Annotated in this window: 23 protein-coding genes and 1 pseudogene; 9 read left to right on the forward strand and 15 right to left on the reverse strand. The window is 38.9% G+C overall.

What is annotated here, in order from left to right:
- The first annotated feature begins 96 nt into the window (after window positions 1–96).
- The 4 genes from D8836_RS07985 to D8836_RS08000 are packed head-to-tail and all read left to right on the forward strand — an operon-like array spanning window position 97 to window position 3,051.
- Complete coding sequence (locus D8836_RS07985; RefSeq protein WP_045611974.1) at window positions 97–777, forward strand: amino acid ABC transporter permease; 681 nt, start codon at window positions 97–99, stop codon at window positions 775–777.
- On the forward strand, window positions 737–1,414 hold the full coding sequence (locus tag D8836_RS07990; RefSeq protein WP_045611976.1) for an amino acid ABC transporter permease: 678 nt from the start codon (window positions 737–739) through the stop codon (window positions 1,412–1,414). Before D8836_RS07985 ends, D8836_RS07990 begins: the two co-directional genes overlap by 41 nt.
- Entirely contained in the window at window positions 1,415–2,173 is a 759-nt protein-coding gene (locus D8836_RS07995; RefSeq protein ID WP_084929753.1) for an amino acid ABC transporter ATP-binding protein, read from the forward strand.
- 11 nt (window positions 2,174–2,184) lie between these two features.
- Window positions 2,185–3,051 carry a cysteine ABC transporter substrate-binding protein gene (locus tag D8836_RS08000; RefSeq protein WP_084929752.1) on the forward strand — a complete coding sequence of 289 codons (867 nt, stop codon included), beginning with the start codon at window positions 2,185–2,187 and terminating at the stop codon, window positions 3,049–3,051.
- A gap of 131 nt (window positions 3,052–3,182) precedes the next feature.
- Here the strand turns inward: D8836_RS08000 and pyrE are convergent, their stop codons facing one another.
- The 9 genes from pyrE to typA all read right to left on the reverse strand — a co-directional run bounded on the left by pyrE (window position 3,183) and on the right by typA (window position 13,710).
- Window positions 3,183–3,815, reverse strand: coding sequence for an orotate phosphoribosyltransferase (gene pyrE, locus D8836_RS08005; RefSeq protein WP_033687217.1), 633 nt, complete (start codon window positions 3,813–3,815; stop codon window positions 3,183–3,185).
- A 39-nt stretch (window positions 3,816–3,854) separates the two neighbouring features.
- Complete coding sequence (gene pyrF, locus D8836_RS08010; protein ID WP_125393659.1) at window positions 3,855–4,550, reverse strand: orotidine-5'-phosphate decarboxylase; 696 nt, start codon at window positions 4,548–4,550, stop codon at window positions 3,855–3,857.
- A 233-nt stretch (window positions 4,551–4,783) separates the two neighbouring features.
- A complete protein-coding gene (locus D8836_RS08015; RefSeq protein ID WP_125393660.1) occupies window positions 4,784–6,037 on the reverse strand; it encodes a cell division protein FtsQ/DivIB in 1,254 nt (417 codons plus the stop codon).
- 9 nt (window positions 6,038–6,046) lie between these two features.
- Window positions 6,047–7,105 (reverse strand): UDP-N-acetylglucosamine--N-acetylmuramyl-(pentapeptide) pyrophosphoryl-undecaprenol N-acetylglucosamine transferase, encoded by a 1,059-nt coding sequence (locus D8836_RS08020; RefSeq protein ID WP_125393661.1) that lies wholly within the window; start codon window positions 7,103–7,105, stop codon window positions 6,047–6,049.
- Window position 7,106: 1 nt separating this feature from the next.
- Entirely contained in the window at window positions 7,107–8,459 is a 1,353-nt protein-coding gene (gene murD / locus D8836_RS08025) for a UDP-N-acetylmuramoyl-L-alanine--D-glutamate ligase (protein WP_125393662.1), read from the reverse strand.
- A gap of 103 nt (window positions 8,460–8,562) precedes the next feature.
- Entirely contained in the window at window positions 8,563–9,204 is a 642-nt protein-coding gene (locus D8836_RS08030) for an ABC transporter ATP-binding protein (RefSeq protein WP_033679988.1), read from the reverse strand.
- Window position 9,205: 1 nt separating this feature from the next.
- Complete coding sequence (locus D8836_RS08035) at window positions 9,206–11,227, reverse strand: bacteriocin-associated integral membrane family protein (RefSeq protein WP_125393663.1); 2,022 nt, start codon at window positions 11,225–11,227, stop codon at window positions 9,206–9,208.
- A gap of 367 nt (window positions 11,228–11,594) precedes the next feature.
- Entirely contained in the window at window positions 11,595–11,849 is a 255-nt protein-coding gene (locus D8836_RS08040) for a DUF3165 family protein (protein WP_125393664.1), read from the reverse strand.
- A 19-nt stretch (window positions 11,850–11,868) separates the two neighbouring features.
- Window positions 11,869–13,710 carry a translational GTPase TypA gene (gene typA, locus D8836_RS08045; RefSeq protein WP_000164111.1) on the reverse strand — a complete coding sequence of 614 codons (1,842 nt, stop codon included), beginning with the start codon at window positions 13,708–13,710 and terminating at the stop codon, window positions 11,869–11,871.
- A 161-nt stretch (window positions 13,711–13,871) separates the two neighbouring features.
- On the opposite strand from typA, the gene D8836_RS08050 reads away from it, so the two are divergent.
- Window positions 13,872–14,597, forward strand: a complete 726-nt coding sequence (locus tag D8836_RS08050) for a 16S rRNA pseudouridine(516) synthase (RefSeq protein WP_125393665.1) — start codon at window positions 13,872–13,874, stop codon at window positions 14,595–14,597.
- A 33-nt stretch (window positions 14,598–14,630) separates the two neighbouring features.
- Here the strand turns inward: D8836_RS08050 and D8836_RS08055 are convergent, their stop codons facing one another.
- The gene (locus D8836_RS08055) at window positions 14,631–15,014 is read right to left on the reverse strand and encodes a rhodanese-like domain-containing protein (RefSeq protein ID WP_000259257.1); all 384 of its coding nucleotides are present in this window, start codon (window positions 15,012–15,014) and stop codon (window positions 14,631–14,633) included.
- Window positions 15,014–15,283 carry a YqgQ family protein gene (locus D8836_RS08060; protein WP_020901947.1) on the reverse strand — a complete coding sequence of 90 codons (270 nt, stop codon included), beginning with the start codon at window positions 15,281–15,283 and terminating at the stop codon, window positions 15,014–15,016. The genes D8836_RS08055 and D8836_RS08060 overlap by 1 nt, the downstream gene beginning before the upstream one ends.
- Before the next feature lie 63 nt (window positions 15,284–15,346).
- Between D8836_RS08060 and D8836_RS08065 the strand changes: the two genes are divergently transcribed.
- On the forward strand, window positions 15,347–16,255 hold the full coding sequence (locus D8836_RS08065; protein WP_001222582.1) for a LysR family transcriptional regulator: 909 nt from the start codon (window positions 15,347–15,349) through the stop codon (window positions 16,253–16,255).
- A gap of 1,333 nt (window positions 16,256–17,588) precedes the next feature.
- Here the strand turns inward: D8836_RS08065 and D8836_RS11565 are convergent.
- A complete protein-coding gene (locus tag D8836_RS11565; protein ID WP_033686609.1) occupies window positions 17,589–18,068 on the reverse strand; it encodes a helix-turn-helix domain-containing protein in 480 nt (159 codons plus the stop codon).
- A 387-nt stretch (window positions 18,069–18,455) separates the two neighbouring features.
- Here D8836_RS11565 and D8836_RS08080 point away from each other — a divergent pair, with 387 nt between their 5' ends.
- The gene (locus D8836_RS08080) at window positions 18,456–19,076 is read left to right on the forward strand and encodes a hypothetical protein (RefSeq protein WP_125393667.1); all 621 of its coding nucleotides are present in this window, start codon (window positions 18,456–18,458) and stop codon (window positions 19,074–19,076) included.
- 25 nt (window positions 19,077–19,101) lie between these two features.
- Here the strand turns inward: D8836_RS08080 and D8836_RS08085 are convergent, their stop codons facing one another.
- The 3 genes from D8836_RS08085 to D8836_RS08095 form a co-directional block, all read right to left on the reverse strand.
- Window positions 19,102–19,818, reverse strand: a complete 717-nt coding sequence (locus tag D8836_RS08085) for an Ltp family lipoprotein (protein ID WP_024056544.1) — start codon at window positions 19,816–19,818, stop codon at window positions 19,102–19,104.
- A gap of 73 nt (window positions 19,819–19,891) precedes the next feature.
- Window positions 19,892–20,482 (reverse strand): hypothetical protein, encoded by a 591-nt coding sequence (locus tag D8836_RS11405; RefSeq protein ID WP_225306539.1) that lies wholly within the window; start codon window positions 20,480–20,482, stop codon window positions 19,892–19,894.
- 31 nt (window positions 20,483–20,513) lie between these two features.
- A complete protein-coding gene (locus tag D8836_RS08095; RefSeq protein ID WP_125393668.1) occupies window positions 20,514–21,491 on the reverse strand; it encodes a PspC-like choline-binding domain-containing protein in 978 nt (325 codons plus the stop codon).
- A 386-nt stretch (window positions 21,492–21,877) separates the two neighbouring features.
- Between D8836_RS08095 and D8836_RS08100 the strand changes: the two genes are divergently transcribed.
- Window positions 21,878–22,783, forward strand: coding sequence for a helix-turn-helix domain-containing protein (locus D8836_RS08100; RefSeq protein WP_049502386.1), 906 nt, complete (start codon window positions 21,878–21,880; stop codon window positions 22,781–22,783).
- Window positions 22,784–22,865: 82 nt separating this feature from the next.
- Window positions 22,866–23,044: pseudogene (locus tag D8836_RS08105) on the forward strand (IS3-like element ISSpn11 family transposase); the annotation flags it as partial.

Genomic DNA, 23,044 nt, shown 5'->3' on the forward strand with positions numbered 1-23,044 from the left:
AAAAATCCTTATAACGGCAATAAAAAATAGATATTATCCAAAGAAGATTTTAAGTGCTACAATAACTGTATTATTTCTAGATGGGAGGTTCTATTTTTGGATTGGTCCATTGTTGAACAATATCTACCACTATATCAAAAGGCATTCTTTCTAACCTTGCATATTGCAGTTTGGGGAATTCTGGGATCCTTTCTGCTCGGTTTAATCGTTAGTATCATCCGACATTATCGAATCCCTGTTTTGGCGCAAGTAGCGACAGCCTATATTGAATTGTCACGTAATACGCCCCTTTTGATTCAACTCTTCTTTCTCTACTTCGGACTTCCCCAAATAGGGATTGTCCTATCTTCAGAAGTCTGTGCCGCTTTAGGACTGGTCTTTTTAGGAGGCTCCTATATGGCAGAATCTTTCCGAAGTGGGCTGGAAGCCGTCAGTCAAACCCAGCAGGAGATTGGATTAGCAATCGGTCTGACACCTGTGCAGGTCTTTCGCTATGTAGTTCTTCCGCAAGCAACAGCGGTGGCCCTACCGTCTTTTAGTGCCAATGTCATTTTCCTCATCAAGGAAACCTCTGTTTTCTCAGCAGTAGCTTTGGCCGACCTCATGTACGTCGCCAAGGACTTGATTGGACTCTATTATGAGACAGACATTGCGCTAACTATGTTGGTAGTTGCTTACCTTATCATGTTGCTCCCCATCTCACTGGTCTTTAGCTGGATAGAAAGGAGGCTCCGCCATGCAGGATTCGGGAATCCAAGTACTCTTTCAGGGAAATAATCTCCTGAGAATCTTACAGGGATTGAGCGTTACGATTGGGATATCCATCCTATCTGTCCTCTTATCCATGATATTCGGGACAGTCATGGGAATCATCATGACCTCCCATTCTAGAATCATACGATTTTTAACACGATTGTATCTGGAATTCATCCGTATCATGCCCCAACTGGTGCTACTCTTCATCGTTTACTTTGGCTTGGCTCGAAACTTTAATATCAATATCTCAGGTGAGACTTCTGCTATTATCGTTTTCACCCTCTGGGGAACAGCTGAAATGGGGGACTTGGTCCGTGGAGCCATCACTTCCCTCCCTAAGCATCAGTTTGAAAGTGGACAGGCACTAGGTTTGACAAACGTTCAGCTTTACTACCACATCATCATCCCACAGGTCTTGAGAAGATTGCTACCGCAGGCTATCAATCTGGTTACTCGGATGATTAAAACCACTTCCTTGGTTGTTTTGATAGGGGTTGTTGAGGTTACAAAGGTTGGACAACAAATCATCGATAGCAATCGCCTGACCATCCCAACTGCTTCCTTTTGGATTTATGGAACCATTCTAGTCTTATATTTCGCAGTCTGCTTTCCTATTTCCAAACTATCCACTCACTTAGAAAAACATTGGAGGAACTAAATGTCTGAAACTATCTTAGAAATCAAGGAACTAAAAAAATCCTTCGGAGACAATCCCATCCTCCAAGGACTTTCTCTAGAAATCAAAAAAGGGGAAGTTGTTGTTATCCTAGGACCATCTGGTTGTGGGAAAAGTACCCTCCTTCGTTGCCTCAATGGCTTAGAAAGTATTCAAGGTGGAGATATCCTGCTGGATGGTCAGTCTATCGTTGAAAATAAAAAAGATTTTCACCTAGTTCGCCAAAAGATTGGCATGGTCTTTCAAAGCTATGAACTCTTTCCCCATCTGGATGTCCTACAAAACCTCATCCTAGGCCCTATCAAGGCTCAGGGGAGAGACAAGAAGGAAGTAATGGAAGAAGCTCTGCAACTACTGGAGCGTGTCGGTTTACTAGACAAACAACATAGCTTTGCGCGTCAATTATCTGGTGGACAGAAGCAACGGGTTGCAATTGTCCGTGCCCTGCTCATGCATCCAGAAATTATCCTCTTTGATGAAGTGACTGCTTCGCTGGATCCAGAAATGGTACGTGAGGTTCTGGAACTTATCAATGACTTGGCTCAAGAAGGCCGTACCATGATTCTAGTAACCCATGAAATGCAGTTTGCCCAAGCCATTGCAGATCGCATTATCTTCCTAGACCAAGGGAAAATCGCTGAAGAAGGAACTGCTCAAGCCTTCTTTACCAATCCGCAAACCAAACGAGCCCAGGAATTTTTAAACGTCTTTGACTTTAGCCAATTTGGCTCATATCTATAAAGGAGATTCTTATGAAACTATTCAAACCACTCTTAACTGTTTTGGCACTTGCCTTTGCCCTTATCTTTGTCACAGCTTGTAGCTCAGGTGGAAATGGTGGTGCATCGTCAGGTAAAACCACTGCCAAGGCTCGCACAATCGATGAAATCAAAAAAAGCGGTGAGCTACGAGTCGCCGTGTTTGGAGATAAAAAACCGTTTGGTTACGTTGACAATGACGGTTCTTACCAAGGTTACGATATTGAACTTGGGAACCAACTGGCACAAGACCTTGGGGTAAAGGTTAAATACGTTTCAGTCGACGCTGCCAACCGTGCTGAATACTTGATTTCAAACAAGGTAGATATTACTCTTGCCAACTTTACAGTGACTGACGAACGCAAGAAACAAGTTGATTTTGCCCTTCCATATATGAAAGTTTCTCTTGGAGTCGTATCGCCTAAGACCGGTCTCATTACAGATGTCAAACAATTAGAAGGCAAAACCTTGATTGTTACAAAAGGAACGACCGCTGAAACTTATTTTGAGAAAAATCACCCAGAAGTAAAACTCCAAAAATACGACCAATATAGCGATGCCTACCAAGCCCTTCTTGACGGACGTGGAGATGCCTTTTCAACTGACAATACTGAAGTCCTAGCTTGGGCGCTTGAAAATAAAGGCTTTGAAGTTGGAATTACTTCCCTCGGTGATCCAGATACCATCGCAGCAGCAGTTCAAAAAGGCAACCAAGAATTGCTAGACTTCATCAATAAAGATATTGAAAAATTAGGCAAAGAAAACTTCTTCCACAAGGCCTATGAAAAAACACTCCACCCAACCTACGGTGACGCTGCTAAAGCAGATGACCTAGTTGTTGAAGGTGGAAAAGTTGACTAATACTCTTCGAAAATCTCTTCAAACCACATCAGCTTCACCTTGGATTATATTTGATTTTCATTGAGTATAAGATCCAATAACATCACAAAAAGAAATCAGGTAATCCTAGTGACTACCTGATTTTCTATGTTTTAGGCATTTTGCCAATTTTCTTGGTCTTCTTTAAATCGTTTTAGAAGGTCGAGCCCTTCTGGTGTGATATAGCCTTCTTCTTGGGCTAGGTGAATCAATTCACTGTAGTTAGAAAGTGTTACCAGCTTAACACCGGCATCTGAGAAGTTCTTATCTGCTTTTGGCAATTGGTAGCTGAAAATCGCTACAACTCCAAGCACATCTGCTCCTTCTCGCTTGGCTGCTGCCACGGCCTCGAGAACAGAACCACCTGTTGAAATAAGATCTTCAACCACTACCATTTTTTGACCTTGATCTACCCGACCTTCGATTTGATTACCAGCACCGTGGTCTTTTGGTTTGCTACGGATGTAGGCAAATGGCAAGTTCATCTTATCAGCAATAATAGCTCCGTGAGGAATCCCTGCTGTCGCAGTTCCTGCAATCACCTCAACCTCCGGAAAGGCTTCTTTGATAGCATCCACAAAGCCATTTTCAATTAGGGTACGAGTTTCTGGATAGGCTAGTGTCACACGATTATCAGTGTAAATGGGTGACTTGATACCAGATGCCCAAGTGAAAGGCTCCTCTGGTTTGAGGTAAACGGCTTGAATTTTCAAGAGGTGGCTAGCGATATCTTTAGCAAGTGTCATGGTCTTCTCCTTTTGTTTTTCTAATCTATTTCTTTAATTCTAGTCCTGTGTCCATTCATCCTTGATGGCATGATAAGCTGCAACAGGATCCTTAGCTTGGGTAATGGGACGTCCCACTACGATATAGTCACTACCGATTTGATAAGCATCCGCTGGCGTCATGACGCGTTTTTGATCTCCTACTGCAGCACCTGCAGGACGAATGCCCGGTGTCAGACAGATAAAATCTGGATTGGTGGCCTGCTTGATGAGTTGCACTTCCTGAGCCGAGCAAACGACACCATCCAAGCCAGCTTCAGCTGTCTTCTTAGCATAATGAATCACAGACTCTTGCAGGCTGGTTTGGATATTTTGAAAATCCTTCATCTGAGCTTCTGAGGTTGATGTGAGCTGAGTGACAGCTATCAATTTTGCTTGACTTCCAAGACCTTCACGCGCAGCCTTCATCATCTCTACACCACCAGCCGCATGAACATTGGTCATATCCACACCAAGCTGAGACAAGACCTTCATGGCTGACTTGACTGTATTGGGAATGTCATGCAACTTGAGATCCAAAAAGACACTGTGACCTAGGGATTTCAAGTAAGACACAATCTCAGGCCCCGTTGCATAATAAAGCTCCATCCCTACCTTTAGATAAAGGCTTTCTTCCTCTGGAAAAAGAGCTAAAAATTCCTTGACCGCCTCAAAACTAGGAAAATCAAGAGCAATGACTGGACGATGTTCTCGCATAGGTTTCTCCTTTTACCTTTGCTAGTGAGAGAGTCTGGCCACAAGAAGCCACGAAAAAAGGAACCTGCCAACAGCAAGGTTCCACGAAAAATGGGTAGTCTCCACCCTTTCACCGTCTAACCTTAGCTGCCTCTCTGGACTGCTTTAAAGGTTTTTTACTATTCTATTATTTCTACTAGCACTTGTCAAGTAAAAACATGGTCACTAAAGAACTAGGAGAGAAGAGGTAAAACCTAGCGGCGCGATGAACGTCGGGTCGTTTGGTTTTGATTGCCCTCTTCTTCCAGCTTTTTCCTTTCCTCTTCTAGTTTATTCTGCTGTTCTTCCAGTCTTTTCTTCTCTTCCTCTTTTTGTTTCTTCTCAGCTTCCTTAGCCTCTTGTTTGGCTTTTTCCTCAGCCTCCATAATTAATTTATCCGCCACAGTATAACTGTAAATTCCAGCTTCCATGTCGACCACACTTGGTTCTGACAATTGAGGCTTAATCTTACTGTAATAAGGCAATTTCTTACTCATTTCAGAAAGGGGAACCAAGACTTCGTCCGAATCATTCATAGTCAATCGAATTAAATCTGATGTGACCTTGCTTGGGGCCAGTTCCACCTTTTGGATAGCAGACTTGAGTTCTGGACTAATTTGAGAAAGTTCTGAGGTAAAGGTCTTGATTTGTTCGCTGTCATTAAAGAAAACTGATATATAAGTTTCTGGCAGACTCACCAAGCTCACCGAACTGGTCTCAAGCTGACCACTTGAAAGGATTGGATAATGACTTTCTCCAGAAACATAGTAGGCTACAATATCATATTCCTTGACCTTGATAGTAAACTTGGTTGGAAATTGATAGACAAGCTGAGCTGATTCAACCCAATAGTTAGACTTGATCTGCTCTTCATATTTTGCCTTGTCTAGCAGAAGGTTAATCGTATAATCTGAATCCTGAATGCCTGAAGCCTGTCGAATATCATCAGCTGTAGTTTGCACTGTTCCCTCAACACGAATATCCTTCATGGTCGCATAAGGACTGAGCAAATAAGCAGAGACAACCAATAAAAGCAGACTGAGAAACAAAATCGAGATAGCCCGCCAGATATGAACTCCTGGAATTTTCGGTTTGACCGGTTTTTCCTTTACAGGCTTTTTCTCTATTTTTTTATCCTGTTTATTCTGTTTCTTTGGCTCTTTGGATTTTGGTTCTTCTTTGGGTACTTCTTTTTTGACGTCTTCTGACTCTTCTGCTTCTTCTTTCGCATCTTCCTTAGCTGATTTTGGGTCTTTTGGTTCAGATTCACTCTCTTGGTCCTCAGTTGCATCTGACTTTTCAGATTTCGAAGCCATTCGAGCTTGTCTTTCCTTTTCCTTCTCCTCAGCTAAGGCCGCCTCTTCTTCAGCCTTCTTTTTTAGATATTCCTGATTTCGTTTCTGCCATTCTGATAACTCTTTAAATTCTTCGAGGATTTCTTTGCCCTCTTTTTTCTTATCTTTTGACATTTACTTTCCTTATGATAAATCTTTTTTCAACAATTGATAAAAATCTGCTAGAGATTTCAATTCCTTTGAAGCCTTCATCTTAGCTTGATAGTCTTCCTTGTGACTTAGTAAGTGAGAAAGCTTCTCTTCTAAACTGTCCAAGGTCAAATCGCTTTCTTGAAGCTCTTCTGCATAGCCTTTTTTTACAAAGTAAGCTGCATTTTCAATCTGGTCACCACGACTTGCTTCACGACCAAGTGGCACAATAACATGCAATTTTGCCATGGCCAAGAGCTCAAAAATCGTATTGGCACCACCACGTGTCACAACAATATCAGCCAATTCCATCAAGGGTTGATAGAGATTGGTCACATAGTCGACACGAAAAAGATTTTGGCTCAACTCGTTCAGGCTAGAATCTCCAGTTAGATTGATAATATTGTAGCGTTCTGTCAATTCTTTCTTATGGTCTGTCACCAATTGGTTAAAGACACGAGCGCCCGCAGAACCACCGACAAACAATATAGTTGGCAATTGGGGATTAAAGTGGGTTTGAATATCTACCAATTCATCTGGTTCTGGAGTTTTTTGGTCTGAAACCTTGGTCACTGCTCCCACATGCTCGACCTTAGACAAACTTGAAGCTTGCTCAAAGGTTGAATACATCTTAGTCGCAAATTTATAGGCGATTTTATTGGCCAAGCCCATAGACAGGTCCGATTCGTGAATAAAGACAGGCACTCCTGACACACGCGCAGCGATAACAGGTGGTACTGAGACAAAGCCACCCTTTGAAAAAAGAGCCTGTGGACGAAGTCGTAACATGATAAAGAGCGATTGGACAATTCCCCAACCAACTTTGAAGACATCCAGCATATTTTGCCAAGAGAAATAGCGACGCAATTTCCCAGTCGCAATAGAATGGAAGGTGACATCAAGACCCGACTTGAGGATTTCTTGGTGTTCAATCCCACGCTTGTCCCCAATATAGTGAACTTCCCAGCCATCTTCGATAAACTTGGGCATTAACAAAAGGTTGAGAGTAACGTGTCCAACCGTCCCCCCACCTGTAAAGACAATTTTTTTCATATTATTCCTTTAACTCCGCTACTGTGCCGATAAAGAGGTCGCCACGTACTTCAAAGTTAGCATACATATCCCAGCTGGCATTTGCTGGACTGAGAAGAACCACGTCTCCTTGAGTCGCAAGCTCGTAAGCCTTGCGGGTCGCATCTGCAATATCAGTCGCATCCACATAAGCCACACCTGCCTTGTCTGCTGCCCGTTTAACACGTTCGGCAGACTGACCCAGGATGACCATCTTCTTGAGTCCAGTAATGTCTGGAACCAATTCGTCAAACTCATTACCACGGTCCAAACCACCTGCAATCAAGACGACCTTGCTGTTGTCAAATCCTGATAAGGCTTTTTGAGTAGCCAAGATATTGGTTGACTTGCTATCATTATAGAATTTGACACCCTTGATTTCATCCACAAATTGGAGACGGTGTTTGACACCACCAAAGGCTGAAAGAGTTTCTTTGATGATCTGGTTATCTACACCACGAAGCTTAGCTACAGCAATCGTCGCAAGGGCATTTTCCACATTGTGGCTACCTGGAACTCCGATTTCATTCGCTGCCATGACCACTTCCCCACGGAAGTAGAGCTGACCATCTTCCAAATAAGCTCCATCAACCTTTTCCTGTGTTGAGAATGGTACAACTGTAGCTTGTGTTTTTCTTGCCAATTCTTTTGCCAAGTCTTGGTTAAAGTTCAAGACAAGGAAATCAGCCACTGTCATCTTGTTCTGGATATTCCACTTGGCTGCTACATATTCCTCAAAAGAACCGTGGTAGTCGATATGAGTTGGCATGAGGTTAGTAATAACCGCAATCTCAGGATGGAATTCTTGAACACCCATGAGTTGGAAAGAAGAAAGTTCCATAACAAGAGTGTCCTTGTCTGTCGCAGTTTGGGCCACTTGACTAGCTGGATAGCCGATATTCCCTGATAAGAGACCATGTTGGCCAGCAGCAGTCAAAACCTCCCCAATCATGGTCGTTGTGGTTGTTTTTCCATTTGAACCTGTGATACCGATAATTGGCGCTTCTGAAATCAAGTAAGCCAATTCCACTTCAGTCAAGACTGGAATACCCTTTGCCAAAGCCTTTTCAATCATAGGATTGCTGTAGGGGATACCTGGATTTTTCACCATAAGGGCAAACTCTTCATCCAAAAGTTCCAAAGGATGGCCACCTGTGATAACCTTGATCCCTTCTTCCAGCAAACTTTGCGCAGCTGGATTGTCCTCAAAAGGTTTCCCATCATTTACCGTTACAATAGCACCTAGCTTGTCCAACAAACGAGCTGCAGATTCACCAGACTTGGCTAAACCTAAAACAAGGACTTTCTTATTTTTAAATTGATCTATTACTTTCATGTCTCGAACTCCATTTCTACTCTTACTATTTTACCATTTTTATGGAAATAAAAAAGCCACAAAGTGTGTTTGTGACTCTTTCTTCTAACTGAATCTTGCCATATCATCTATGTGATAAATCGGTAACTCGAATAACTTGGTCCACTTGTTCCCAAATCAGAGGATTGTGGGTCGCAATAATAATAGTTCGATTCGGATTTTTTAAAGATTCTAGGATGGAAAGTAATTCCTCAGAGTTTTTGGGGTCTAGTGAAGCGGTTGGTTCATCTGCTAGAATCAAAGGTGGATCCTTTAAAATTATCTTCGCTAATGCAACACGTTGTGCTTCTCCTCCTGATAATTCAAAGATAGGTTGCTTCAAATCCAAATAAGAGAGGTTTACACGGTTTAGAGCTTGTTTCATCAAAGAGATTTTCTCTTTTTCTTTCAACTTTTTACCAACTAAACCCAGATTGAGATTCTCTTTGACGGTTTGACTTTCAATTAAGCCAAAATCTTGAAATAGGTATCCTAAGTAATCTCTAAAGAAAACAGAAGGCTTGATATCCTTAAGAGAAGTACCATCATAGATGATTTGCCCTTTGTCATATGGCTCTAATCGTCCAATCATATTCAAGAGTGTTGTCTTACCGCAGCCACTTGTACCGATTAAGGCATAAATTTTCCCACCTTCAAGATGAAGATTCGTATCTGAAAATAGCTGACGGCTTCCAAATTTTTTAGATATATTCTTTAGTTCAATCATCCTATTTTCCTTTCATAATTGTCATAGAAACACGAGATTCTTTATTAGCTTGACGGTAAAGCGTCAAAACTGCGCTAGCTAGAAAGACTAATAAAGTGAGCAAGCCAATCACCAAGTCTCGACTGCTTAAAATAAAGAGACTAGCACCAAATACAAAACTGGCAAATTGGCTAACCATATACTGAGCATGTGTTTCAAAAAATCGTAAACCTGAAATTCGTTTAATCAAGATATCTCGACGGAATTGCTCGAAATATAGAAGATTGACAGAATAAAAGAGTAACAAGGAACTAGCTATCCCAACAATAGCTCCTAAGATTAAAGTTGCTGTTTCAGTTTGAACTTCATTATAACGAGTTAGATAAACACTTCTTCCTTCTTTAAGATAGGATACTTGCTCATAAATTCCTGCATTTTTCAAGAGTTTAATCCCATCTTCATATCCTTTGACAAAGATATTCTTACCAGCATTGATAGACCAACTAGATTTGGAAATGATACTATCACCTGTAGAAGTCGGCGTAAATACAACTAAAATCGGATCAGTCAAATACTGAGTGGATACGGGATTCTCACCGTTGTTATAAACAAACCGCTTTTCTCCAGTTGGAAGATAACTAACAATCGCTCTCATTTCATACTCTAAAGGAGCGTCTTTATCCTCACTTGATTGTCCATAAGAGTTTAAACTTTCTTCAAAAACTTTCTTAAGTTCTGCTTCCTGTGAACGAAGAGATTCTGGTAATAAGAGTCCAAATTCCCCTTTTTGGAGATGGGCTAACTTCTGTTTAGTCTCATCATCTACTACGACCTTTTCCTTGTCCAAATAACTTGGACTAACATAGAGCGTATTAGCATCTGGGCTATAGGTATCCAGTGTCTCTCCCTGTTCATTTTTTCCTTGTGGATTGGCAAAATGAAACAGATTATCCTTTACATAAAGAGCTTGTTCTTCTTCGATTGCTTCCTTGGCAAAGGCATACCACTTGCTCTGATTTTCTGTATCATTTACTCTATCACCTAAGCCAAAAGAAATTTGATAATAGTCTGCTCTGTCCTGCCATGCTTGTTTTGAAATTTCAAGTTCTTTCAATCGTTGGTAAGACGTCAAACCTGTTTTAACAGCGTAGCCTACTGTAAAAACAGCTACTAACTGACACAATAGGGTTAAAGCCATCAGGCGTTTAAGGGGTAATCTTCCCTTAATAACGGGAACTAATGCTTTGTAACTCAAACTCATTAGATAAAGGAGCATTAGTAAAATTGAAATACCCAATAAAAACAAAAGATAGAAACTAATCCCAAAACCATAGGTGGCTAACAAGATAGGATAAAACAAACCTTGACTAAAAAGAACGACTCCCCCACCTAGGAAGGAAAGGAGGGCTGATAGAAGGAGCCATTTGATATCAGTAGATAAAGAATGCCCCATGATGGATAAGAGAGTCTGACCAGAAAAGAGTTTTATACCTGCAGCTCTCATTTCCTTAATCCGAGTGATAATCACTAGAGCAAAGAAAGATAAGCCAAATATTGCTAAACTAATTAAAATAAGGGGAATTAGTAACATTCTAAAAGCAAGAGAATAGGGCGGTGTCTTTCGGTCAGGAATTGCTTTATAACCCAAATCTCCTAATTTATCGGCAAGCTTTTCTTTCGTCAAGGAGCCTGACAAAAGGAGATAACTATTTAGCGGATCACTACGTTCACGACTTTCTTGGCTAGCTTCTTGGAATTCTTTTGGTAAAGTTCCCTGACCATAAGTTGCATAAGTAAAGTGAGTCGTCCCATCCTTACTCGGCTCTACGATTCTTCTAGCTATTAAACTCTGTTCTGAGTTTACAAAATTCTCTAATTCCTTTTCAAATACCTCACGCGTCGGTTCCTGAGTATCTTTTTTGACACGAAGTAAGGAAACGGAATCATAGCTTGCAAATAAATATTGTGGCGCACGTAAGACAATAATCCAAGCAAGGAAGAAGCTGAGAAAAAAAGTTGATAATAATATGAATAGTTTCTTCATAGTAGACTCCTTGTATAAGAGAATAACCCTATAGAACAAAGATTTTATGTTTTATAAATTCTTAGAATTATTTTCCTAGTTTAATCCATTACACCCTGAGAACCAAGACAACAAATTTAATCCTTCCTTATTTTGAAAGCGATTTCTTATAACTTAAGTATATCACTTTCTATATAATCTATCAACATATTTTACCAAGATATCATTAGTAATGAAGTTTTACAATTTCCTAAAAAATAGATGACATTAGCGGATTTTATTCCAGTTTTCATCTTCATACTTTACAAGCAAAAGAGATGATGTTGACTAAAAGACAATTCAAACTATTGTAAAATTTCTACAAAAAAAGAGAGCCAAAACTCTCTTTTTATCTTCTTTTACTTTTATGGACCGACATGAGGGTAATATCTCGCAAGCTAAAGTATGCTAGGAAGAGCATGGCGATTGCAATAAAGAATTCTGTCGGTAGCTGAAAGATTTGCAGGATAGACAACATGAGCAAAATCAAAAGTGCTACGAAAGCAAAGACGACAAGGACGATGTTGACTGTCCCTTTAATGCTTTCTGGTGTCGCAAATACATAGAGTAGTAATAAGAGGAGTCCTATGATTAAATAAACCATCTTTATCTCTTTCTAGCTCTTATTCAGCTGATTTTTTCTTCTTGTTAGCTTTCTCACGCTCTGCCTTGTTAAGGATTTGTTTACGCAAACGGATAGACTCAGGCGTTACTTCCATGTACTCATCGTCGTTCAAGAATTCAAGAGACTCTTCAAGGGTCAAGATACGAGGTGTCTTGATAACAGCTGTTTGGTCCTTAGTAGCTGAACGAACGTTAGTCATTTGTTTCGCCTTAGTGATGTTAACTGTCAAGTCGTTTTCACGAGAGTTTTCACCGATGATCATTCCTTCGTAAACCTCAGTACCTGGGTTGACAAAGATTGTTCCACGTTCTTCGATAGACATAATTGAGTAAGTTGTGGCCTTACCAGCATCGATAGAAACAAGGGCACCACGGTGACGACCACCAATTTCACCTGGAATCAATGGCAAGTATTGATCGAAGGTATGGTTCATGATACCGTAACCACGAGTCATTGACAAGAACTCAGTTGAATATCCAATCAAACCACGCGCTGGAACAAGGAAGACCAAACGAGTTTGACCATTACCAGTTGAAATCATATCCAACATTTCACCCTTACGTTCAGAAAGGCTTTGGATAACAGATCCTTGGTATTCTTCTGGAGTATCGATTTGAACACGCTCAAATGGCTCACATTTGACACCATCGATTTCTTTTACGATAACTTCTGGACGAGATACTTGAAGTTCATATCCCTCACGGCGCATTGTTTCGATAAGGATTGACAAGTGCAATTCTCCACGTCCTGAAACAGTCCATTTATCTGGTGAATCCGTTGGGTCAACACGAAGGGAAACGTCTGTTTGCAATTCTGCCTGCAAACGTTCTTCCACCTTACGAGAAGTCACCCATTTACCTTCTTTACCAGCAAATGGTGAGTTGTTGACCAAGAAAGTCATTTGAAGAGTTGGCTCATCGATGTGTAGGATTGGAAGAGCTTCAACTGCGTCTGTCGGAGTAATGGTTTCCCCGACAAAGATATCTTCCATACCTGAAACGGCAATCAAGTCACCTGCTTTTGCTTCTTGGATTTCACGACGTTCCAAACCAAAGAAACCGAAGAGTTTTGTAACACGGAAGTTTTTAGTTGTACCATCAAGTTTAGAAAGGGTAACTTGGTCCCCAACCTTAACAGTACCACGGAAGACACGACCGATACCGATACGTCCAACGAAGTCGTTGTAATCCAAAAGTGACACTTGGAACTGCAAAGGCTCATCTGAGTTATCTACTGGAGCTGGGATATGGTCGATAATTGTGTCAAAGATTGGTGCCATAGTCGCTTCTTGGTCAGCTGGATCATCCGACAATGAAGAAGTTCCGTTGATCGCTGAAGCATACACAACTGGGAAGTCAAGCTGGTCGTCATCTGCACCAAGCTCGATGAAAAGCTCCAAGACTTCGTCCACTACTTCTGCTGGACGAGCTGATGGTTTATCGATTTTGTTAACAACCACGATTGGGACAAGATCTTGTTCCAAGGCTTTTTTCAATACGAAACGAGTTTGTGGCATGGTTCCTTCGTAGGCATCTACAACCAAAACAACACCGTCAACCATTTTCATGATACGCTCAACTTCTCCACCGAAGTCCGCGTGTCCTGGTGTGTCCATGATGTTGATACGAGTTCCGTTGTAGGCAACGGCTGTATTTTTAGCAAGGATAGTAATTCCACGCTCTTTTTCGATATCGTTTGAGTCCATAGCACGCTCAGCCAATTCAGTACGTGCATCAAGCGTTTCTGATTGTTTCAATAATTCGTCAACGAGGGTTGTTTTCCCGTGGTCAACGTGGGCGATAATCGCAATGTTACGGATATCTTCTCTTAATTTTGTCATGATTTCCTCTATAGTATTCAAAATTTATTTTCTAACTGAACGATTATACCATATTTTCAAGTAAATAACATAACTCAAGCAAGTGTAAATGTTTTCACTCTGCTTTTCTTTTCATGTCAAGCCTTTTCAAAGCAAGCGACTTATGATAAGATAGGCACAGTATGCGTTTAGATAATTTATTAGCCCAAGAAACAGTTAGCCGAAAGGCCATGAAACAAGCCTTACTCAAAGGGGAAATTCTCGTCGATGGTTGCCCAGCCCGCTCCCTAGCCCAAAATATCGATACAGGACTACAGGAACTCCTTTTTCAGGACCGTATCATTCAAGGCTATGAACACACCTATCTTATGCTTCATAAGCCTGCTGCTGTCGTGACAGCCAATAAAGACAAGGAACTCCAAACCGTCATGGATCTCCTTTCACCTGACATCCAGTCTGACAAGCTCTATGCCGTCGGCCGACTGGACCGAGATACGACAGGGCTCCTCCTCTTGACCGATAACGGTCCCTTGGGCTTTCAGCTCCTCCATCCCCAATATCATGTCGATAAGACTTATCAGGTTGAGGTTAATGGACTTCTAACACCTGACCATATTCAAGCCTTTCAAAAAGGAATTGTCTTTTTAGATGGCACTGTCTGTAAACCTGCAAGACTAGAGATTCTATCTGCAAGTCCTTCCTACAGTCAAGCCTCTATCACCATTTCAGAAGGAAAATTTCATCAGGTTAAAAAAATGTTCCTCTCAGTTGGTGTCAAGGTTGTCTCTCTCAAACGCACCCATTTTGGACCTTGGAACTTGGATGATAATCTTCAAGAAGGAGACTATCGTCCCTTAAACTCAGAAGAGTTAGCAAGTATTTGTAACTTTCTCAGAAAAAGTGGTTAAAAAATGAGCTCGGAAATATCCAAGCTCGTTTTCTTATTTCTCAACTTTGACTTTCCCTTTCCAAGAATCCAAACCATAAGAAAGGATATAAATCTCAGAAAAACCTTGTTTTTTCAAGTAAAGGGCTGCATTTGTGACACGTTGCGCACGTTGGTTTTCGTAAAGAAGAACAGGTTTATCTTTACGAAGGGCTGCAAGACTAGTCTTCAACTGACTTGAAGGAATATTACGTGCTCCAAGAATATGTTTTCTGTGGAATTCAGCTGGGTCGCGCAAATCAATCAATTGACCCGTACGAATCAAGGCTTCAAATTCCTCATTGTCCACAATTTTAGCCGCACGGCGAATACGAAGATAGTTAAAGCCCATCCATGCCAACATTGCCAGTATAAGTGCCCACAAAATCCAAGTAACCATTAGTTCTTTTCTCCATTTTTCTCAATATAATCCAATTCTACCTTGTGCTCTCTGCGAAGAACCGCTTCTGCTTCTAGATAGTCTAATTTGTCCATCAACCCTGCATCGTAAATTCGAGAGAGCTCCAACTTCATCAGTTCAATATCATATAAGCGTTTTCCCATGTAAACAATAATACCAAATCGTTTGAGGAATTGCTGCACATCATAGAATGTTTTCATAAGACTCATTCTAGCAAAATTTTGTGTTTTTTTCAAGAAGAGAATCACACAATGCCCCTGATTTTCCTATCTTCTTTGGCGATTCTGACGCAAGTGTGGTACAATAAAAACATGAGAATTCAACAATTACATTATATTATCAAAATCGTCGAAACTGGCTCCATGAATGAGGCAGCCAAGCAACTCTTTATCACCCAACCAAGTCTTTCCAATGCTGTGAGAGATTTGGAAAATGAAATGGGGATTGAAATCTTTATCCGCAATCCAAAGGGTATCACCTTGACCCGTGATGGGATGGAGTTCCTCTCTTATGCCCGTCAAGTTGTCGAGCAAACCCAGCTTCTGGAAGAACGCTATAAAAATCCTGTCGCCCACCGCGAACTCTTTAGCGTCTCCTCCCAGCACTATGCCTTTGTAGTCAATGCCTTTGTCTCTCTGCTCAAGAAAAGCGATATGGAGAAATATGAGCTCTTTCTTCGTGAAACTCGTACTTGGGAAATTATCGACGACGTCAAGAACTTCCGTAGTGAGGTCGGTGTCCTATTTTTTAACAGCTACAACCGTGATGTTTTAACCAAAATGCTGGATGACAACCACCTGCTGGCTCATCATCTCTTTACAGCTCAGCCCCATATCTTTGTCAGCAAGACCAACCCTCTGGCAAAGAAAGACAAGGTCAAACTGTCTGATTTGGAGAACTTCCCTTACCTCAGCTATGATCAAGGAACTCATAACTCCTTCTACTTTTCAGAAGAGATTCTCTCGCAGGAATACCACAAAAAATCTATCGTAGTCAGCGACCGTGCTACCCTCTTTAATCTCTTGATTGGTTTGGATGGTTATACCATTGCGACAGGTATTTTGAACAGCAACCTCAACGGAGACAATATCGTTTCTATCCCACTGGATATTGATGATCCAATTGAGCTGGTCTATATCCAGCATGAAAAAACCAGCCTGTCTAAGATGGGCGAACGCTTTATCGACTATCTACTAGAAGAAGTCCAGTTTGATAGTTGAGAATCACTCTAAATCGAATAACTTAAAAACCTCAAGAACTAGCTTTCAACCCTAGTTCTTGAGGTTTTTTCTCCAGTAGCAAATCAAAAGTTTTTTAAAAAATCTTATTTTTTAAACCAAAATATANAGAGTATTAAAACGAGGACAAGTCCAGCTCCCACAACCAGTCCAAATACTGGAATATTTTCAAATAACGTTTGCTCTGGCTGTGTCTTCTCACTACTGTCTTGAGTTGATTCTGCCACTGTGTCGCCTTGTTTCGCTACTTCTTGTTCTGCTTTTTTCTCGATTTTCTTAGGACCATAATTTGGATTTACAAAGGCTACTTGTTTAGTCGGTTTAGAGTAGTCTTCTGCTCCTTCTTTGACTTGCCATGATACAGAATATAAAGTCCGTCCCTCCAATACCATTCCTAAATCAATTCGCTCACCAGGAGGCAATCCTCCACCTAAACCAACACTAAAAGCAAACGCTTGCTCCTCCTGATCCTCTTTTGAGACAATAAATCCATTCTCACTCACTTTTTTAAGACGAGATAACTTCCCTCTAATATCTCCATCTTTAAAGGTTCCAGTGAAGCTTCCGTCCTCTCCTAAAATAAGCGATGAAGCTCTACCAGGTTTAGTACCATTATTTGGCTCTTTGTTAATCCAAATACCTACTAACTCAGATGGCAAAGGAATTTCATCTCCAATTTTGGCATCGACAAGGGACTTGGGCATAGGGGGATTAGGATCCATATTATCTCCAATAATCGGGAGATTTAGAGAAGTATATTCAATAGTTGAGGTGTCTATCTTTGTTTTAGAGTCAAGGTTTAATTCATCTAAGTCACCTTCTCCTGCTCTAAATTCACCTTTTTTAATTAACGTTGGCTCCTTATTTTCTTTAGAAAGTTGGAACAATCTATATGACATAATCCCTAGAGAACTTTCGAACACTATAATACTGCCATCTGTGTAGGTATTAATAACTGTCCCCATTCTATGGCTTGTATCCCAAAATCTATCAAATAAGGGAGTTGGAGTATTACCATTCATATAATATACTTCAAACAGTTCCCATTTTTCACCATTAGTAAGACCAATTAATAATTCATCAGTCCCATTTCTATCAATATCCTTCAAAGCGTAACCAAGTCTATTAGCATTATTTTCAAATAGCTGTTTACTCTCCCACTTTGTAGTAATTTGTGGCAATAGTTGGTTGTAGTCAGTACTGTCAGCTTGGGCTGAATTCACTAGTGAAAACAAGCCGCAAAATAAACCCAGACAGGTCATCATGTTTATAATTTTCTTCATATTATCTCTAATTTTAATGTCACCTATATAAATTAATAAATATTATTTTGATGATAATGGTTATGCGTATGATAATGATTTTCTTGAACACGTAAATTTCTCAAATAATCAACTGCTTCTTCTGTATTTCTACGGATTCCGTCTAACTGCTGTAATTGTAAAGTTTGAACATAATTGTTGTATCTTAATGCTTGAAGCATTTTCTTAGTATCAATATATTGTTCCCTTTGTAACTGTAGCATTTCTTTCTGATAGTTCAACTGTAATTCTTTATATTTTGTATCATCATATAAATTTACAAGTTCCTTCATATTATCAGCTTTGAAATTTTCTAAAGCTCCTATGACAATTAACAATTTAGCAAAGTTTTCAAGTGATATTCCTTTGTCTCCTTTTTCAAATTGACTTAGGAACTGTGGTGATACAATATCTGAGGCAGCTTCCTTTAGGCTGAGCCCTCGTGCTTCACGCAGGTACTTAAATGTAGCTCCAAATGGGTATAGATTTTCCATAAATAATCTCCTTACATACTTCTAAAACTATTAGACAAAAATTTAGAAAAAAAATAGAGAAAAGAAAACTATAGTTACAAAATATTAGAATTCTATGCTATTTTTGGATTTTTTAAAAAACATTTAAACTATAGTTTAAATGTTGAAAAATTTAAATATCTATTATGGTATGATAGGAGAAAGAATAGATAAAAAAGTGAGCTTGTTATACTAGTATAACGAGGATTGACTTACCACACAGTCCTATTCTATCAGCCATCAAAGGAGAAAATGACATGGGAAAAACTTGAATGCTAGACACTAAAAAAGTATCTTATTTACTTTTAAGCTTATAAGACAATTATCATAAATTTTTTTGAAAAATAGAAATATATAAGGAGTTTTATTATGAAAAACAGAAATGGATTGTTGTTATTAGGTGCACTACTTGCTAGCGCTAGTTTAGCAGCTTGTTCATCATCTATGGATACAAAAGGAAAAGGTATCGTTCAGTTAATGAACGACAATCAAGAGAGAGTTTTCTATAGTGTGATCGATTCTAATGATGATGCATTACCTGGAAAAGATGAAAGAATAAACTACGTCTATATCACAAAAGGAGGAAAACTGAACGGGTACGAAATAGGCGGAGGGACTGTTGGTGCAGCCGTAGAGCTTCATATGGATGAAGTTGTAGGCAAAAACATCAATGAAGTTAGAAAATTAGCTGAAGAAAGATCAAAAAGAAGTTTTGAAATCGATAAAGTTAAAGCTAAGGCGATAACAGATGGATCAGGGAATAACACTACAAAAGAAGAGATAAAATTATATGTTAACGATGAAAATAAACCATCTTACCTTACTTACGTATCTCTAACTAGTGGACAAATTCGCGATAAATACTATGCCGGATATATTGCATACACTTCCAGCGTCGTTTCTTCTGGAGATTTACTCATTACCGAAGTTTCTAAAGGAAATGCAATAGGCTTTGATAAAGTAGATGGTGAAATTGTGAAAGAGAAATAATAAAAAAGAGGTCGCCACCTCTTTTTTATTTTTTCAAGTTGTCCATTGCATACTTGACCTCTTCATCCCTAAATTGTTCGCTTTGGAGTCCATCTCTGGTATCGGAAATTGCAAAGTCTGGTTCTGGCGCAGATTGTTTCAACTCTTTAGCTCTTTCTAGCGCGATTTCCTTCCAATCAATACCTGCATTTTCTACTGCGTATTTTGCCTCTTCAGGTGTAAAGCGATTTTCTCTTTGTAACTCACTCTCGGTGTTGAAACTTGATAAGTGGTTGTTTTTAGCATAGTCCTTAGCTTTTTCTATTGCAGCTTTTTTCCAATCAACATCTACATTATCAATAGCGTAGTTGACTTCTGGGTCATCAAATCCGTCTTCGTAGTCTAACTTTTCTTTAATAACTTTTCTTGAAACGAGAGGAGTTTTAGCATACTCTTTAGCTTTTTCCAATGCATTTTGCTTCCAATCAATACCCACGTTATTAAGTGCGTATTTTATAGCCTCTTCAGAAAAGTCTTCTTCCAACAATTTTTTTTCCATAGCATTGTAAGAAAGGTTAAGACTTTTATCATACGATTTAGCTTTGTCTAACGCTTCTTTTTTTTCTTTTTCTTTGTTTTTTTCAACTTGTGCAGTTTTAGTTTCTGTGTTTTCAGATTTTGAACCACAGGCAACTACAGTAGTCGCAAGAAAAACAATCAGCCCTACTAAACTAGCTAAAGTTATTAATTTTTTGAATTTCATTCATATTCTCCTTTTATACAATTTCCTAAGCCAGTAGCTTTTAAGGTNCTGGCTTAGGCTGTTAATGTGTAGTCTATTTTACTCTGCTAAAGGTTTGATTTGGCTCTTGAAGATAGAGTTCTTTATCTTTTAACATATATTTTGTTTTCCCTATTTCTCTACCTTCATCGTCTGTGATTGTCAATACTTTCTTTTGTTTATCAATTTTCACTAATCTTTTTTCTTTGTCTCCGTCTGAATCTTCAGAGATGACGGTCCCAGAATTTCCTTTAATCACCATGACTAAATGATCACGTTTTGTTAAAATTTCATAAGTTCCATCTAATGGATCACTAGTTAATTTACGAACTCCAAAGAACAGAACAAGAAAGATAGCTAGGCTAATTCCGATAGATTGTAGAGGTTTTGTTTCAAATAATTTTTTAATTTTTTCAATCAAACCATCCATATCTAGATTTTCGATTTGTTTTCCAGCTTTATCTACAAAAATTGACGCCTCTTTTTTGAGTGCTTCTACTCTATCAGGCTTCTCTGTAACTACTTCATTAATTGATTCTTCCATTCTTTCCGTAGTCTCATCGACTTTTTCTACGGTCACTTCTTCAGTATCTTCGACTTTTTCTACGATTATCTCTTCGTTCATTTGGTTTTCATGTTTTTCCATTATTTTCTCTATTCTCCCAGTTCAAAAAAATTTATTTAACCCACTTACCTGAGCCATCTACTTTGTAGCCATCTGGGGTCCGTTCGTTGACTGCCATCTTACCATTTGACTTGAGATAGTAGTCACCTATCCATGTATTACGAGCATAGCTACCCTCAGAAGTTAGGTAATAATAAGATTGGTAGCTGCTATCATAGACCCACTCGCTCTTAGCCATTTTACCATTTGATTTGAGGTAATAGCTACCTACCCAAGTGTTACGGGCATAGCTACCTTCTGATGTTAGATAATAGTATGAACTATAGTTTTTATCGTAAATCCACTCACTCTTAGCCATGTAACCACCTGATTTGAGGTAGTAATTGCCTGACCAAGCATTCTGAACATAGTTACCTGACGCATTTAGGTAGAAGTAAGAATTGTACTGAACATCAAAAATCCATTGATTCACTACTTTAACACCTGCTTGGTAGTAAGAAGAACCTGACCAGCCAGTCTGAGCTGAGTTAGAGTTAGAGTTAGAGTTAGTAGATTGTTTTGGAGTTTCAGTAGCTGTTGGTGTCTCTACCTTCTTAATCGGATAGTATTTATATCCAGAGATTTTAAAAACTTCTGAACGTCCGAAGTAACGTTTTCCAAAATCATCTGAACTGTAGATATCTAGATGGTAGTTCCCATCTTTTACTGGGAGTATATTAATTCCCTGTCTTATTCTATTACTTCCTCCAAATCTTCCAAAAGTGTGTGAAGAAGCAAGTTCTCCAGTATCTTCATTAACTAGATCAAAATCAAGATATGTATTATCATTAGTTGTAGAACTTCTTTGAAGGTCAACCGAAAGTATAGTTATTTCTCCTGTCTGTATCAAAGTGATTTTCAAGGGATTCTGAGTATCCTTGACACTCATATCTGTTAAGGCATGAACCGTTGTCGATTTAGAGGCTACATAACCTACTGACAATAAAGCACCGGCTAGTAAAGAAGAAGCCAACATTTTTCTGTTTTTCATAATAAAACTCCTTATATATTTCTATTTTTCAAAAAATTTATGATAATTGTCTTATAACCTTAAAAGTAAATATGATAGTTTTCTAGCGTCGAGCATTTAAATTTTCTCCATTTCATTTTCTCCTTTGATGGCTGATAGAATAGGATTGAGTGATAAGTCAATCCTTGTTGTACTAGTATAACAANCTCACTTTATTTCCTATCCTTTCCCTTATCATACCATAATAGATATTTAAATTTTTCGCTATTTAAACTATAGTTTCAATCTTGTTCATAAAAACAAAAAATAGCATAGAATTCTAATATTTTGTAACTATAGTTTTCTTTCTCCATTTTTTTCTCTAAATTTTTGTATAATAGTCTTAGAAGTATGTAAGGAGATTATTTATGGAAAATCTATACCCATTTGGAGCTACATTTAAGTACCTGCGCGAAGCACGAGGACTCAGCCTAAAGGAAGCCGCCTCAGATATCGTATCACCACAGTTCCTAAGTCAATTTGAAAAAGGAGAAAAAGGAATTTCACTTGAAAACTTTGCCAAACTTTTAATTGTTATCGGAGTTGAATGGAATGATTTTGTTCTCGCCTATGCAAATAAAGGTGGAGACTGCTTAGAATTACCTGCTATTGAATTTGGCAAGCATGTGGTCCATGAAGAAGATATCCTCACTTACATTGAAGAATACGAAAAATTATTTGATGTCTATCTAAAAGACAATCCACTTCAAGCAGAAATGATTTTTAAATCTATTAAATTAAGACATTATCCAACCATATCAAAGAGTCCAGAAACCATTGCCAGAATTCAAAACATTATCAAGCATTTAATGAAATCGGATGTCTTTAATAGTATCGAACTTGAAATTTATCGTGTTATCGTCAATCATTGCCCGATGGAACTCATTGACCATATGACCAAACAATTACTACTTATGTACAAAGAAAGTGCTAATACTGACACCTACATCCGTATTTTAAATGCTCTTACTTTCTCTGCAAAATACTTCTCTGAATTGGGCTACTATCAAAAGGCTGATGATATTATTAAAAAAATTAAATCACTTCAGACCTTCGAACGAGGCTATCTAGCTATTCCACTCATGTTCCTAGAAGTTGAACATGTTTACAATCAATTTAGATGGAATAAACCTGAGGCTATTCCTTTAGCGAAAAATCTATTTAATTATCTTCAAAGCGCAAAATTTATTGATCAGCAATACTACTCTAATTTTATAAACGCCTTCACTTATCATTGCCATGCATTAAATAAGACTGGTATTGATTTGTTCTAATCGTAAAAAAAAAGTTGCTCCATGTTATGTACTGCACCCCAAAAGTTAGACAGAAAAAATCTAACTTTTGGGGTGTTTTATTATGAAATTGAGTTATGATGATAAAGTTCAGATCTATGAACTTAGAAAACAAGGATATAGCTTAGAGAAGCTTTCAAATAAATTTGGGATAAACAATTCTAATCTTAGGTACATGATTAAATTGATTGATCGTTATGGAATAGAAATCGTCAAAAAAGGAAAGAATTGTTACTATTCTCC

Source organism: Streptococcus mitis (genome assembly GCF_003942995.1).
Lineage (GTDB): Bacteria > Bacillota > Bacilli > Lactobacillales > Streptococcaceae > Streptococcus > Streptococcus mitis_CV.